General features: G+C 73.0%; 14 protein-coding genes. 3 read left to right on the top strand and 11 right to left on the bottom strand.

All coding sequences use genetic code 11. The features are described 5' to 3' along the window. Positions 1 to 13: 13 nt before the first annotated feature. Both ACFY60_RS23760 and ACFY60_RS23755 read right to left on the bottom strand, forming a co-directional pair. Positions 14 to 1,438 (bottom strand): TerD family protein, encoded by a 1,425-nt coding sequence (locus ACFY60_RS23760; RefSeq protein WP_388614973.1) that lies wholly within the window; start codon positions 1,436 to 1,438, stop codon positions 14 to 16. A gap of 64 nt (positions 1,439 to 1,502) precedes the next feature. Beyond that, the gene (locus ACFY60_RS23755) at positions 1,503 to 1,754 is read right to left on the bottom strand and encodes a helix-turn-helix domain-containing protein (protein ID WP_388614976.1); all 252 of its coding nucleotides are present in this window, start codon (positions 1,752 to 1,754) and stop codon (positions 1,503 to 1,505) included. Between the two features lie 32 nt (positions 1,755 to 1,786). Between ACFY60_RS23755 and map the strand changes: the two genes are divergently transcribed. Then, entirely contained in the window at positions 1,787 to 2,554 is a 768-nt protein-coding gene (gene map / locus ACFY60_RS23750; RefSeq protein WP_388614978.1) for a type I methionyl aminopeptidase, read from the top strand. A gap of 35 nt (positions 2,555 to 2,589) precedes the next feature. Here the strand turns inward: map and ggt are convergent, their stop codons facing one another. Further along, positions 2,590 to 4,410, bottom strand: a complete 1,821-nt coding sequence (ggt, locus tag ACFY60_RS23745; protein WP_388614981.1) for a gamma-glutamyltransferase — start codon at positions 4,408 to 4,410, stop codon at positions 2,590 to 2,592. Between the two features lie 112 nt (positions 4,411 to 4,522). Between ggt and ACFY60_RS23740 the strand changes: the two genes are divergently transcribed. Further along, entirely contained in the window at positions 4,523 to 5,254 is a 732-nt protein-coding gene (locus ACFY60_RS23740) for a hypothetical protein (protein WP_388614984.1), read from the top strand. On the opposite strand, the gene ACFY60_RS23735 is transcribed toward ACFY60_RS23740, so the two are convergent. After that, the gene (locus ACFY60_RS23735) at positions 5,205 to 6,449 is read right to left on the bottom strand and encodes a cytochrome P450 (RefSeq protein ID WP_388614987.1); all 1,245 of its coding nucleotides are present in this window, start codon (positions 6,447 to 6,449) and stop codon (positions 5,205 to 5,207) included. The genes ACFY60_RS23740 and ACFY60_RS23735 overlap by 50 nt on opposite strands. A 289-nt stretch (positions 6,450 to 6,738) precedes the next feature. On the opposite strand from ACFY60_RS23735, the gene ACFY60_RS23730 reads away from it, so the two are divergent. Beyond that, the gene (locus ACFY60_RS23730) at positions 6,739 to 8,250 is read left to right on the top strand and encodes a CocE/NonD family hydrolase (protein WP_388615225.1); all 1,512 of its coding nucleotides are present in this window, start codon (positions 6,739 to 6,741) and stop codon (positions 8,248 to 8,250) included. A gap of 38 nt (positions 8,251 to 8,288) precedes the next feature. On the opposite strand, the gene ACFY60_RS23725 is transcribed toward ACFY60_RS23730, so the two are convergent. The 7 genes from ACFY60_RS23725 to ACFY60_RS23695 form a co-directional block, all read right to left on the bottom strand. Continuing rightward, positions 8,289 to 9,146 (bottom strand): amino acid ABC transporter permease, encoded by an 858-nt coding sequence (locus ACFY60_RS23725; protein ID WP_388614990.1) that lies wholly within the window; start codon positions 9,144 to 9,146, stop codon positions 8,289 to 8,291. Beyond that, positions 9,143 to 9,787 (bottom strand): amino acid ABC transporter permease, encoded by a 645-nt coding sequence (locus tag ACFY60_RS23720; protein WP_388614992.1) that lies wholly within the window; start codon positions 9,785 to 9,787, stop codon positions 9,143 to 9,145. Before ACFY60_RS23720 ends, ACFY60_RS23725 begins: the two co-directional genes overlap by 4 nt. Before the next feature lie 31 nt (positions 9,788 to 9,818). Beyond that, entirely contained in the window at positions 9,819 to 10,736 is a 918-nt protein-coding gene (locus tag ACFY60_RS23715; RefSeq protein ID WP_388614995.1) for a glutamate ABC transporter substrate-binding protein, read from the bottom strand. Between the two features lie 13 nt (positions 10,737 to 10,749). Next, positions 10,750 to 11,496: an amino acid ABC transporter ATP-binding protein gene (locus ACFY60_RS23710; protein WP_388614998.1), complete on the bottom strand. Its 747-nt coding sequence runs from the start codon at positions 11,494 to 11,496 to the stop codon at positions 10,750 to 10,752. 216 nt (positions 11,497 to 11,712) lie between these two features. After that, the gene (locus ACFY60_RS23705; RefSeq protein ID WP_388615001.1) at positions 11,713 to 12,150 is read right to left on the bottom strand and encodes a DUF6278 family protein; all 438 of its coding nucleotides are present in this window, start codon (positions 12,148 to 12,150) and stop codon (positions 11,713 to 11,715) included. An 82-nt stretch (positions 12,151 to 12,232) separates the two neighbouring features. Beyond that, complete coding sequence (locus tag ACFY60_RS23700) at positions 12,233 to 13,012, bottom strand: exodeoxyribonuclease III (protein ID WP_388615004.1); 780 nt, start codon at positions 13,010 to 13,012, stop codon at positions 12,233 to 12,235. Positions 13,013 to 13,055: 43 nt separating this feature from the next. Next, entirely contained in the window at positions 13,056 to 13,688 is a 633-nt protein-coding gene (locus ACFY60_RS23695) for an MBL fold metallo-hydrolase (RefSeq protein ID WP_388615007.1), read from the bottom strand. Between the last annotated feature and the right edge of the window lie 2 nt (positions 13,689 to 13,690).

Here is a 13,690-nt window from a genome sequence, read left to right as displayed (position 1 = left end):
GCCCCGGCTGCGGTCAGCGCGAGCCGCGCCGCCAGAACCGTCCGCCCCGCTCGGAACGGGCCTCCGCGCTCCCGGACTTCGGCCGGACCTCCAGGGACCAGCGCCCCTCGGCGCTGTGGACGGCGAGGAGCAGGGGCCCCTCGGGCAGCGCGACGGTGGTCTTGACCCGCTCGTCCGCCTCGTTGACCACCAGATGGCCGTTGGCGTCCGGCTCGTAGCCGTGCACGTGGAAGTACACGCTGCCGTTCCCCTCGCCGCGCAGGCGCGCGAGGAGCTCGGCGGCCGGGCCGGTGTGCAGCAGGACGTCGGCACCCCGCCCCTCGGCGCCCGCGCCCAGCGGGTCCACGGCGGAGACGGGGCGCACCGCGACGGTCCACTCCGCTTCCGGGGCCGCGTCGACCCGCAGACGCAGCGGTGTGCGGCCGTCGTGGTCCAGGAGCGAACGTCCCGAGAAGTCGTCCAGACCGGTGTTGAACAGCAGGTGGTCGTTCCGGCGGCGGTGGTTCAGGGTGTGCACCGAGAAGTAGCCCTCGCCCCTTCGCTCCGCGTCGACGAGGACGAAGCCGGGCGGCACGGGGACGTCGACGGTGACGTTGGTCCTGCCCTTGCCGCTGCGGACGAACTCCGGGAAGTCGGCGCCGAAGCCCCAGGGGCCGCCGAAACCCTTCTCCTTCCGGCGGCCACCGGCGGTGGCCGCCTCCCGGGGGGCGGGGATCTCGCCCTGCCCGCCGGCGGCCGGCGCTCCGGCCTCCTTGTCGACGACCAGGGGTTCGGGGCCGGTGGCGACCGGGGCCGCCTCCCCCGCCGGCGCCTCCGCCACCCCGGCGGCGGCCGGTGCGGGGTCGGGCTGCGCGTACGGTTCGGGGGCCGGCCCGGGAAGGTACTCGGGCTCCTGCTCGGGGGTGTCCCTGCCCTCGATGCCGAAGTCGGTGGCCAGGCCGATGAGGCCGCTGTCGTACCCCTGTCCCACCGCCCGGAACTTCCAGCCGCCGTCGCGCCGGTAGAACTCCCCGAGCACGAAGGCCGTCTCGGTGGTGGCGTCGTCCACCTCGTACAGCGCGAGCTGGGCGCCCGTGGCGGCGCTGAGCGCCCTCAGGTAGAGGCCCGGCACCTGACCGAAGGTTCCGCCGTCGCAGGAGGCGGCGATGACGATCCGCTGGACGGCGGGCTCCACGCGACCGGTGTCGATCTCCAGCCAGTCCGCGACCGTCCGCCCCTCTCCCGCCACCCTCCCCACGTGCCGCACGGCACCGGTGGCGTGGGACAGCCGGTTGTAGAAGACGAGGTCACCGTCGTTCCTGACCCTGCCCGTGGCGTCGAGCAGCAGCGCCGAGGTGTCCACCTCCGGTACGCCGTCGCCGGCGACCCGCCGGACCACCCCGACCCGCCACACCTGACCGGCAACACCGAGGTTGCCCCCCTTGATGATCTGCGTCACCGCGCCATGCTGACACGCCGCCCCGGGCGGTACCACCGTTCCGGCGGTTTCCCTCCGGGGTGGCTCAGGCGGGCAGCGGGGAGCAGTGCACGACGAGATCGTCCAGGGAGAGGCCGAGGACGCCGGCGAGGGCGGCGACGGTGAAGAAGGCGGGGGTGGGGGCCCGGCCGGTCTCGATCTTGCGGAGCGTCTCGGCGGAGAGGCCGGCGGCCGCGGCGATCTCGACCATGGACCGCTCGCCGCGCGCCTCGCGCAGCAGGAGGCCGAGGCGTTCGCCGCGTTCGCGCTCTTCGGGGGTGAGGGGTGTACGCACCATGACACCATTCTAATACCGGTATAGTAATTGGCATGGTGGAGATCAAGACGAACGCGAATCTGCGGGCCATGCGCGAGGCGGGGCGGGTGGTGGCGCACGCCCTCGCGGCCGCTCGGGAGAAGGCCGCGCCCGGAGTGACACCGGCGGAGCTGGACCGGGCGGCCCGCGCGGTGCTGGACGCGGCGGGCGCCGGGTCGCCGTTCCTCGGGTACCGCCCCGAGTGGGCGCCGACGCCGTTCCCGGCGGTGCTCTGCGTGTCGGTCAACGACGCGATCGTGCACGGCATCCCGGACGGCACCCCCCTCGCCGACGGGGATCTGGTCTCGGTCGACTGCGGGGCGCTGCTCGGCGGCTGGGCGGGCGACGCGGCGGTGAGCTTCACGGTCGGCCGGGCGCGGCCCGAGGACACCCGGCTGATCGCCACGGCCGAGGAGGCCCTGGAGGCGGGCATCGCGGCGGCCGTCGTCGGCAACCGGATCGGGGACATCGCCCACGCCATCGGCCGGGTCTGCCGCCGGGCGGGCTACGGCGTCCCGGACGGCTTCGGCGGCCACGGCATCGGCCGGACCATGCACGAGGACCCGGGCGTCCCCAACGAGGGACGCCCGGGCCGGGGCATGCCGCTGCGGCACGGCATGGTGCTGGCGATCGAACCGATGCTCATCGGTGGCGGGGGCGACGACCACTGCACGGCGGGGGACGGCTGGACGATACGGACGGTGGACGGCTCCCGCGCCGCGCACGCCGAGCACACGGTGGCCGTCACCGACGACGGGCCCCGGATCCTGACGGCGCCGTAGCCGCCGGGCGCCCCGGGGCCTGCCCCGTACCGCCCCTACCGGCCCGGAGCCGGGCGGACCACCATCGCCGAACCGCCGCCCCTGCGGACGGTCTCGGCGGCGGCCAGCCAGCGGCCGTCCGGGAGGCGCTGGATGCCGGTGGCGGCGCCGATCTCCGGGTTCTGCCGGAAGGCGTGGCCGATCCGCTCCAGCTCCGCCCTCAACGGGCTGTTCCAGAGCTCGGGTTCGAGCTCCGTGGTGGCCTGGTTGCGCTGGCTGGCGCGCGGTGCGGCGATGGCGTCGACGAGCGGCAGGCCGCGGTCCACGACCCCGGTGAGGGTCTGCAGGACGGTGGTGATGATGGTGGCGCCACCCGGTGAGCCGAGGGCCAGGACGGGCCGGTCGTGCCGGTCGAGGACGATCGTCGGGGACATGGAGGAGCGGGGGCGCTTGCCCGGGCCGGGCAGGTTCGGGTCATGCACGGCGGGCGAGGCGGGCGCGAAGGAGAAGTCGGTCAGCTCGTTGTTGAGCAGGAAGCCGCGGCCGGGCACGGTGATGCCGCTGCCGCCGGTGGACTCGATGGTGAGGGTGTACGCGACGACGTTGCCCCACTTGTCGGCGACCGTGAGATGGGTGGTGTTCTCGCCCTCGTACGTCGTGGGGGCCGCCGGGCCGCCGGTCGCGCAGGGCACCGGCCGGCGGGGGTCACCGGGCGCGAGCGGGCTGGTCAGGGCGGCGTCGTCACGGATCAGGCAGGCCCGGGAGTCGGCGTACCGCTGGGAGAGCAGCTCCTTGGTGGGGACGGGTTCGAAGGCGGGGTCGCCGACCCAGCGGCCCCGGTCCGCGAAGGCGATGCGGCTGGCCTCGATGAACCGGTGGAGGTAGCGGGCCTGGGAGGCGCCGGCGAGGTCGGTGCCCTCCAGGATGTTGAGCGCCTCGCCGACGCCGGTGCCGCCGGAGGAGGAGGGCGCCATGCCGTACACGTCGAGGCCGCGGTAGCCGATCCGGGTCGGCTCGCGGAACAGGGTCCGGTACGCCGCGAGGTCACGCTCGGTCAGGTCGCCGGGCCGCACCTTGCGGGTGGCCCCTTCGCGGACGGGGGGCGTGCGCACGGTGTCGACGATGTCCCGGGCGATCGGTCCCCGGTAGAGCGCGCCGACGCCGTGGCGGCCGAGGGTGTCGTACGTACGGGCCAGGTCCGGGTTCTTGAGGACGCTGCCGACCACGGGCAGCTGTCCGCCGGGGAGGAAGAGGTCGGCGGAGGCCGGGAAGTCGCGGAAGCGGGCCTCGTTGGCGGCGGTCTGGGCGCGGAAGGTCGCGTCGACGGTGAAACCGTCGCGGGCGAGGCGCTCGGCGGGTTCGAGGAGCGTGGAGAGCGGCTTGCTGCCCCAGGCGTCCAGCACGGTCCTCCAGGTGGCGGGGGTGCCGGGGGTGCCGACGCTCAGACCGCTGGTCATGCCCTCCTCGAAGGGGATGGGCCGGCCGTTCTCGGTGAAGAGGCCCGCGTCGGCGGAGAGCGGGGCGGTCTCGCGTCCGTCGACGGTGTGGACGGTGCGGGTCCTGGCGTCGTAGTGCACGAAGTAGCCGCCGCCTCCGATGCCGGCCGAGTACGGCTCCGTGACTCCGAGCGCGGCGGCCACCGCGACGGCGGCGTCGACGGCGTTGCCGCCCTTGCGCAGGACCTCGATGCCGGCGGCGGAGGCGTCGGCATCGACACTGGCGACGGCTCCGCCGTACCCGGTGGCGACGGGTGTCTTGACCGGCGCCGGCCTCGGTGGGGCGCCGGCGGGCGCGGCGGGCGGGGCCGCGGCCCCCGTCGAGAGTGCCGTCGTGACGACGGCGAGCGCGGAGAGCCATCCTGCGGCGGAGCGGCGCATTCCTACCTCCTGTCAGCCGGTCGGCGACCGTCCGCGCACTGTAACTTCCGCGCGCCCCCGCCGTCAGGACCGCCTCGAACGCGGGAGCGGCGGGTCGATAGCATGCGCGGCCATGGACGAGGACCTGCGCAACATCGTGCTCGGCGTGCTGGCGACGGGGGTCAGCGCCTCGCTGGGGTGGCTGGGGCGCACGTATCTGTGGCGGCGCGGGCTCCGCCGTCAGCGGGCGTTCTTCGGGTTGCCCGCCGGTGCCGAATGCCTGCTCGTGGTGAACAAGGAGTCGGGCACGGACCGTTCGGTGCACCGGTACGACGTGTTCGCCCTGCTGGAGCTGTCGGCCCTCATCAAGGACTGCGGCGCGCTGGCCAGGATCACCCCCCACGACCAGGCGCACCAGGGCTTCGGCGACCGTACCGAATTCTGCCTCGGGGGGCCGTACAGCAACCGCCGGACGGGCGCGCACCTGGCCACCCTGCTGCCCGGGGTGATGGTGAACGTGGAGGTGGAACCGGGCCCCGACCGGGGGGCGTTCGTGATCGGCCGGGAGACGTACCGGCCGGAGGCGGGGGTCGCCGAGTACGTGCTGCTCGCCCGGCTCACGGCGGGTGAGGGCGGCCGGCCGGTCTTCCTCTTCTGCGGGCAGCGGGCGATCACCAACCAGGCGGCCACCCGCTATCTGGCGCGGCACCACAGGGCACTCGCCCGCCGGCACCGCTCGGGCTCCTTCGTGCTGCTGCTGAAGGTGGTGAACTCGCAGGCCTACGGGCCGGACGTGGTGGAGCTGGTGGCGGACGTCACGCGCGAGGCGACGACGGCGCCCGCAGCCGCACCGGCAGCGACGTGACGCCGTTGATGAAGTTGGAGACCAGGCGGCGGGGCGGCCCGGCGAGTTCCAGGCCGGCGCAGCGCTCCCGTACCACCTGGTACAGCACGCCGAGCTGGAGGCGGGCGAAGTGCGCGCCGAGGCAGACGTGGGGCCCGTCGCCGAAGGACACGTGAGGGTTGGGGTCGCGCCCCAGGTCGAGCCGGAGCGCATCGGGGAAGACGCGCTCGTCGTGGTTGGCGGAGGGGTGGAGGACGACGACCTTGTCGCCCGCGGCGATCCGGACGCCGGCGAGCACGGTGTCCCGGGTGGCGGTGCGGCGGAAGGTGAGCACCGGCGGGTGCACGCGCAGGAGTTCCTCGACGGCCGTGTCGAGGGAGACCTCCCCGTTCCACAGGCGGGCCTGTTCGCGGGGGGACCCGGCGAGGGCGAGCAGCCCGCCCGGGGCGGCGCTGCGGACGGTGTCGTTGCCCGCGACGGTGAGCAGGAAGAAGAACATCTCCAGTTCGGCGTCGGCGAGGGCGGAGGTGGCGAGGGACGTCATGACGTCGTCGGCGGGGTGGCGCCTCTTGTGGGCGGCGAGGTCCTGCGCGTAGGCGAACATGTCGGCCAGCCGCGCGGGTGACCGGGGGTTGACGGGCCGGCCGGACGCGTCGAGGACGGGCGGCTCGTCGGGGTCCTGGTAGGCGATGACCCGTTCGGTCCAGGTGTGGAGGAGTCCGCGGTCGTTCGCGGGGACGCCGAGCAGGTCGGTGAGGTTGAGCAGCGCGTAGTCGTCGGTGACGGTACGGACGAGGTCGGCCGGGCCGCCGCCGGCGAGGGCCGCGTCGATCAGGCGGTGGGCGCGGGCGCGGGCGGTCGCGGTGAAGCGCACGACGCGGCCCGGGGTGAAGGCGCGGCTGACGAGCCGGCGCAGCCGGCCGTGGGCGGGCGGGTCCTGGTTGAGCATCATGCGCCGGATGAAGGGCAGGTCGGCGGGATCGGGGTCGCGGATCTGGGTCGCGCCGAGGTGGGAGGAGTACGTGCCGGGGTCCTTGAGGACGCGGACGACGTCGGCGTGGCGGCTGACGGCCCAGAAGCCCGGCCCGGCGGGCCAGCCGAGCACTTCGTACTCCTCCTGCCACACGACGGGCGCGTGGTCGCGGAGGGTGCGGTAGGCGTCGTGCGGGAGGCCTCGGGCGTAGCGGCGCGGCTCGAAGACGTCGGTGTGCTCCACGGGCCAAGCCTGAGGGCGGCGGCGGGGTGGCGCAATCGTTACCGTCGCGTAACTTACCGACTGGTTACCTGCGGTAAGCGCTCGCGGTTACCGTCGGGTCACTTCGCACCGTCCCCACCGGTGACACCCCGAGGAGCGCCCCGTGAACGACCCCCGCCCCCACCCCGCCGCCACCCCCGGGCCGAGCGTCGCACCCGCCCCGGGTTCCGGCGCCCGCCGACCCGCCCCCCGCGCCGCCGCGCGCCGCGCGCTCCGCACCGCCGCCGCAGGCGCCGCCACCGCCGCCCTCCTGGCCGGAACGGCCCTCGCCGCCGCCCCGGCCGCCCACGCCGAGGACGGCGTCTCCGTCCGCTTCGTCGACATCGCGGGCGACGGCGGCACCGTCCTCAAGGCGAACGTCGTCGCCCCGGCCACAACCGGCGGCGGCGCGCGTCACCCCGTGATCGTGCTCCCCACCAGCTGGGCGATGCCGCAGATCGAGTACCTGGCCCAGGCCCGTAAGCTCGCCGACTCCGGTTACATCGTGGTGAGTTACAACTCGCGCGGTTTCTGGCAGTCCGGCGGCGAGATCGAGACCGCCGGTCCCCGGGACGTCGCCGACGCCTCCCGGGTCATCGACTGGGCACTCGCCCACACCCCCGCCGACCCGGCCGAGGTCGGCATGGCGGGGGTGAGTTACGGCGCGGGGATCAGCCTGCTCGCCGCTGCCCACGACCCCCGGGTCAAGGCCGTCGCGGCGCTCAGCGGCTGGGCCGACCTCATCGACTCCATCTACAGCGGGCGCACGCAGCACCTCCAGGCCGCCGCCCTCCTCGGTGGCGCCGGACACCTGACCGGCCGGCCCGGCCCCGAACTCCAGCAGGTGCTCGGCGACTTCCTCTCCTCCAACCTGGCCAAGGAGGAGGACATGATCGCCTGGGGCCGCAAGCGCTCCGCCGTGACCCACCTGGACCGGCTCAACGCGAACCGCACCGCCGTCATGCTCGGCAACGCCTGGGGCGACACGATCTTCCCGCCCAACCAGTACGCGACCTTCTTCGAGAAGCTCACCGGCCCCAAGCGCCTGGAGTTCCGCCCCGGCGACCACGCCACCGCCGAGGCCACCGGGCTCCTGGGCCTGCCGAACGACACCTGGACCAGCGCCCACCGCTGGTTCGACCACCACCTGAAGGGCGCCGCCAACGGCGTCGACCGGGAACAGCCCGTCCAGCTCGCCTCCCGCTCCGCCGGCGGCTACGAGGGCTACCCGGACTGGAAGTCGGTCAACGCGCACCGGGAGCGGATCGCCCTCGACGACACCGAGCACGTGTGGGCGAACGTGGACTCGGGAGCCTCCGGCGGCGTCGTCCTGCTCTCCAATCTGCTGGACCAGTTCCTGCGGACCCCGCCCGCCGTCTCCGTCCCGCTCCTTCCCCGCTCGTTCGCGGCCGTCTGGCAGTCCGAGCGGTACGACTCGGTCCGCAAGGTGCGCGGGACTCCGCTGCTGCACACCACCGTCACCCCGACCGAGGAGAGCGGCACCCTCGTCGCGTACCTGTACGACGTCGGCCCGCTGGGCATCGGCAAGCTCGTGAGCAACGCCCCGTACACCTTCCACGGCAAGACCCCGGGCCGGCCGTTCGCCGTCGACCTGGAGCTGTTCTCCACGGCGTACGACGTCCCGGCCGGGCACCGGCTCGCCCTCGTCGTGGACACGGTCGACCCGCTCTACATCGAGCACAACCCGACCGGCGCGCAGCTGACCTTCTCCTCGCCCGCCGCCGACCCGTCGTACGTGTCGGTACCGCTGCGGGAGGAGTGATCACCGGCTGCTGCCGGGCGGGCGTGACCCGCGCGGGCCTACTGCCGGCCCGGCAGCACCGTGCCCTGCTCCGCCGGGGCGACGTCGACGGCCCTGGTCTTCGGATTGCGGCGCTCCCGCCGCGCCACCCAGGTGGCGAACCAGGAGAGCAGCATGCACATGCCGATGTAGATCGGTGAGACGACCAGGACGACGGGGATGAACGGCAGGTCGTAGTCGAGGTTCGAGGCGATCAGCTTGCCGGCGTGGAGGAACTCCTCGTAGGTGATGAGGAAGCCGAGCGAGGTGTCCTTGAGGGCCACGACGAGCTGGCTGATGATCGCCGGCAGCATCGCGCGGACCGCCTGCGGTACCAGGACGTACGTCATGACCTGCGTCTTGCGCATGCCGAGCGCGTAGGCGGCCTCGCCCTGGCCCCGGGCGACCGAGAGCACGCCGCTGCGGAAGACCTCGGCCAGCACCGAGCCGTTGTAGAGGGTCAGGCCTGCGACGAGGGCGGGCAGCGGCTGCACCTTCAGCGCCACGAAGATGAAGAAGATCATCACGAGGACGGGCATGGCGCGGAAGAACTCGACGACCAGGGTCGCGAGCCAGCGCAGGACCCGGTGCTCGGAGAGGCGTCCGGTGGCGAGGACCGCACCGAGCGCGAGCGAGAGCACCGAGGCGTACGCGAAGGCCTTCAGGGTGTTGCCGAGGCCCCTGAGCAGCAGCTCCTGGATGCCCTCGTAGGCGAACGGCGACCACTTGGTGGAGGTGAACTGGCCGGTGTCGAAGAGGAGGTACAGGATCCATCCGGCCAGGGCGAGGATCACCAGTGTCGACAGGAGGCCGTAGAGGAGGTGGCGGCGGCGGGCGCGCGGCCCGGGGACGTCGTAGAGGGCGGTGGCGCTTGTCATCGGGCGACTCCCCAGCGCTTCTCCAGGACGTTGAGGAGAAGGCTGATGGTGAGGGTGATGAGCAGGTATCCGACGGCGATCCAGACGAAGGTCCAGATGATGCTGTAGCCGAGTTCGCTCAGCGTCTTGTAGGTGCCGAGGAGTTCGGTGACGCTGAAGGCGCCGGCGATGGCCGAGTTCTTGGCCAGGGCGATCAGTGTCGAGCCGACGGGCGGGATGACGGAGCGGAAGGCCTGCGGGAGGACGACGGTGCCGAGGGTCTGCGCGAAGGTCATGCCGAGGCTGCGGGCCGCCTCTCCCTGGCCGCGCGGGACGGTGTTGATGCCGGAGCGCAGCGCCTCGCAGATGAAGGCGGAGGTGTAGCAGCCGAGGGCGAGGACCGCGAAGAGCTCGAAGGGCAGGACCAGGCCGAAGCGGGGCAGGCCCAGCATCACCGCGAAGAACAGCAGGGTGAGCGGGGTGTTGCGCAGGACGGTCACCCAGGCGGCGCCGAAGACCCGGAGGGATCCGACGGGGGCGACCCGGAAGGCGGCCATGACGAAGCCCAGGGCGAGGGCGAGCGCCGAGGCGTAGACGGTGAGTTCGACGGTACCGAGGAAACCCTTGCCGTAGAGCGAGAAGTTGTCGGTCAGGACGTCCATGCCGGTGACTCCATGTCGGGGGCTCCTGCGGTCAGCTCGCCGGGTAGCGGTCGATGGCGGGCGGGGCGGGGGCGGGCACCCCGGAGAGTCCGAGGGTGGCGTCGTACGCCTTCTTCCAGTCGCCGTTCTTCTGGTGGGCGGCGATGGCGTCGTCGAGGGCGAAGCGCAGCGCGTCGTCCTCGCGGGGGACGCCGATGCCGTACGGCTCCTCGGAGAACGGTCTGCCCACCACCTTGAGCTCGTCGGGCACCTTGGCCGCGTAGCCCATGAGGATGGTGTCGTCGGTGGTGACGGCGTCGACCTGGAAGGTCAGCAGGTTGTCGACGCAGACGGAGTAGGTGTCGTACGCGACGAGTTCGGCCTCGGGGTGGTCGCGTTCGATCCGCTGGTACGGCGTGGATCCGGCGGCCGAGCAGACCCGCTTGCCGGCCAGGTCCTCGGGACCCCGGATGCCGTGCTCGTCGGTGCGGACGAGGAGGGACTGCCCGGCCCGGTAGTAGGGGCCGGCGAAACCGACGAGCTTCTTGCGGTTGTCGTTGATGGTGTAGGTGCCCACGTAGTAGTCGATCTGGCCGTTCTGCAGGGCCGTCTCGCGGTTGGCGGAGGCGATCGTGCGGAACTCGATCGTCGCCGGGTCGAAACCGAGGGAGGCCGCCATCATCTTGGCGATCTCGATGTCGAAGCCGGAGTAGCGGCCGCTGGCGGGGTCCTTCTCCCCCATGTACGGCTGGTCCTCCTTGGCGCCGACGACGAGCCGGCCGCGCTTCTTGGCCCGGTTCCAGGTCGGCGAGCCGGGCAGGGTGAAGGCCGACGCGACGCGGTAGACGGGGAGTTGGTCGGGCTGCGGGCCCTTGACGGGCGGGCTGCCCTCCTTGCCGCAGCCGCCGAGCAGGGCCGCGGCGGCGAGCAGGGCGGTGAGGGCGGCCACGATCCGGTGCGTACGCTGCATGGTTCCCACCCCGTCAGTGCTTGAGGATCTTGGAGAGGAAGTCCTTGGCCCGGTCGCTGCGCGGGGCGGTGAAGAAGTCCTCCGGCGGGCGGTCCTCGACGATCCGGCCGTCGGCCATGAACACGACGCGGTTGGCGGCGGAGCGGGCGAAGCCCATCTCGTGGGTGACCACGACCATGGTCATGCCCTCGTGGGCGAGCTGCTGCATGACCTCCAGGACCTCGTTGATCATCTCCGGGTCGAGCGCGGAAGTGGGCTCGTCGAAGAGGAGGGCCTTGGGATCCATGGCGAGGGCGCGGGCGATGGCCACGCGCTGCTGCTGGCCGCCGGAGAGCTGCGCGGGGTACTTGTCGGCGTGGTCGGCGAGGCCGACCCGGTCGAGGAGTTCGCGCGAGCGCCGGTCGGCGTCCTCCCTCTTCCGCCCGCGGACCTTGATCTGCGCGAGGGAGACGTTGGCGAGGACGGTTCTGTGGGCGAAGAGGTTGAAGGACTGGAAGACCATGCCGACCTCGGCGCGCAGCCGGGCGAGTGCCTTGCCCTCCTCGGGAAGGGGCTGCCCGTCGATGCGGATCTCGCCCGATTCGACGTTCTCCAGGCGGTTCATCGCCCGGCAGAGCGTGGACTTGCCGGACCCGGAGGGGCCGATGACGACGACGACCTCACCGCGGCCGACGGTGAGGTTGATGTCCTGGAGGACGTGCAGCGTGCCGAAGTGCTTGTTCACGTCACGCAGTTCGATCAGCGGATCGACGACGGCCATACGCTGCCCTGCCCCATTTCTCAGCGGTGTCGCGGTCAGCGCAAACTATCCACCAGAAAAAGGGACTTCACGCCCGACACGCACGAAAACGGCGATTACCCGTATTTACTGCGGATGAGTGAGGGGGGTGGGGCGGACGGCGGTACGGGGACGGCACGGGCGGCTCCCGGAGCGCGGACGGCGGCGGCGCGGGCCCCGCGCGAGGACGGCAGCGGTTCAGGCCTCGGCCGCCTCCGCGTACACCTGGGAGAGCTCCGGCGATCCGGTCATGGCCCAGTCGAGACCGGCCTCGACCACCGGGATCCGCCGGCCGGAGGCCAGCCGGACCACCGGCCCGCCGCCCGGCAGCACCTCCCAGTGGGCGCCGGGCACGTTCCGCACGACGACCGTGCCGAGATAGAGGCCCGCGTCGTTCCCCACCCAGGGCAGCTCCTCGGGGTCCTCCCGCCACAGCGGCGGCAGCTGGTCGAGCTCCTGGAGGGAGCGCGGGCTGTCGTCGAGCACCACCCCGCCGGCCGCGACACGGGCGCGGAGCAGCTCGCACTCGGCGAGCAGCTCCGCCACGCCCTCGGGGTCGCGGTCGAAGGCGGCGGCCAGGGGCGCCACGCCTGCCGCGGGCCGCTTGCGCCACTTGTCCAGAAACGGGATGTTCATCCGAACAGCGTCGCACCGGCACCGGCAGGTCCACCACCCGGCGCGCGGAGATCATCCGGTGGGGGCCCGTGGGCCCCGCCGGTCACACGTCGAGGTCGACCACGACGGGCGCGTGGTCGGAGGCGCCCTTGCCCTTGCGCTCCTCGCGGTCCACGTAGCTGTCGGTGACGGCCTCGGCGAAGGCCTTGTTGCCGTAGACCAGGTCGATGCGCATGCCGCGGTTCTTCGGGAAGCAGAGCTGGCGGTAGTCCCAGTACGTGAAGGGGTGCGCGTACTTGAGGGGGCGGGGGACCACGTCGGTGAGGCCGGTCTCGCGCAGGCCGGCGAGCGCGGCCCGCTCGGGCTCCGTGACGTGGGTGGCGCCCTCGAAGAGGGCGATGTCCCAGACGTCGTCGTCGGTCGGGGCGATGTTGTAGTCGCCGAGGACGGCGAAGGGCCGGTCCCCGGCCGCGTCCTCGGCGACGGCCGCCTTCAGGGCCTCCAGCCAGCGCAGCTTGTAGGCGTAGTGCTCGTGGGCGACCTCGCGGCCGTTCGGCACGTAGACCGACCAGACGCGGACGGGGCCGCAGGTGGCGGAGATCGCCCGCGGCTCCTGGAGGCCCTCGAAGTCGGGGCCGCCGGGCAGGCCGGTGACGACGTCGTCGAGGCCGACCCGGGAGACCAGGGCCACGCCGTTCCACCGGCCGGTGGCGTTGACCACCGACTCGTAGCCCAGCGCGCGCAGCTCCTCGGCGGGGAACTGCTCGGCGGTGCACTTGGTCTCCTGGATGCACAGCACGTCGGTGCCGCTGCTCTCCAGCCAGGCCAGGAGACGGGGCAGCCGGGCGGTGATCGAGTTGACGTTCCAGGTCGCGATGCGCATGGATGCCAGCCTACTGGCGGGCACCGACAGCCGCCGTCGCCGCTCAGACCTCGGCCGAGGCCCCGGAGGCCAGGCGGCCGTGGTCGGTGCCGCCGAGTGCGCCGATCTGGCGGTCGTAGATCGGCCGGGCCAGGTCGGTGAGCAGGGCGTCGTGGATGTCGTAGGCCCGGCGCGGCCGGACCTCGCGGACGTAGTCGATGACCTCGGAGATCTTGTTCCACGGCGCCATCACGGGCAGCAGCAGGGTGTCCACCGGCCGGCCGGGGACGGTGAGCGCGTCGCCGGGGTGGAAGACGGCGCCGTCGACCAGGTAACCCACGTTGGTGACGCGCGGGATGTCCGGGTGGATCACCGCGTGCAGCTCGCCGTGGACCTCCACGTCGAATCCGGCCGCCGTGAAGGTGTCGCCGTGCCCGACGGTGTGCACCCGTCCCGGGAAGGCCGCCGAGAGCTGGTCGGCGACGCTGCGCAGCGTCCAGATCTCGGCGGCCGGGTTGGCCTCCAGGGCGGCGCGGAGCCGGCCCTCGTCGAAGTGGTCCGGGTGCTCGTGGGTGACGAGCAGGGCGTCGGCGCCGGTGACGGCGTCCTCCTCGGTGAACCCGCCGGGGTCGAGCACGAGCGTCCGGCCGTCCTTCTCCAGGCGGACGCAGGCGTGGGACTTCTTCGTCAGCTTCACGG

This window comes from Streptomyces sp. NPDC012827, assembly GCF_042900905.1.
GTDB classification, from domain to species: domain Bacteria; phylum Actinomycetota; class Actinomycetes; order Streptomycetales; family Streptomycetaceae; genus Streptomyces; species Streptomyces gulbargensis.
This window is presented reverse-complemented; position numbering and strand designations above follow the sequence as displayed.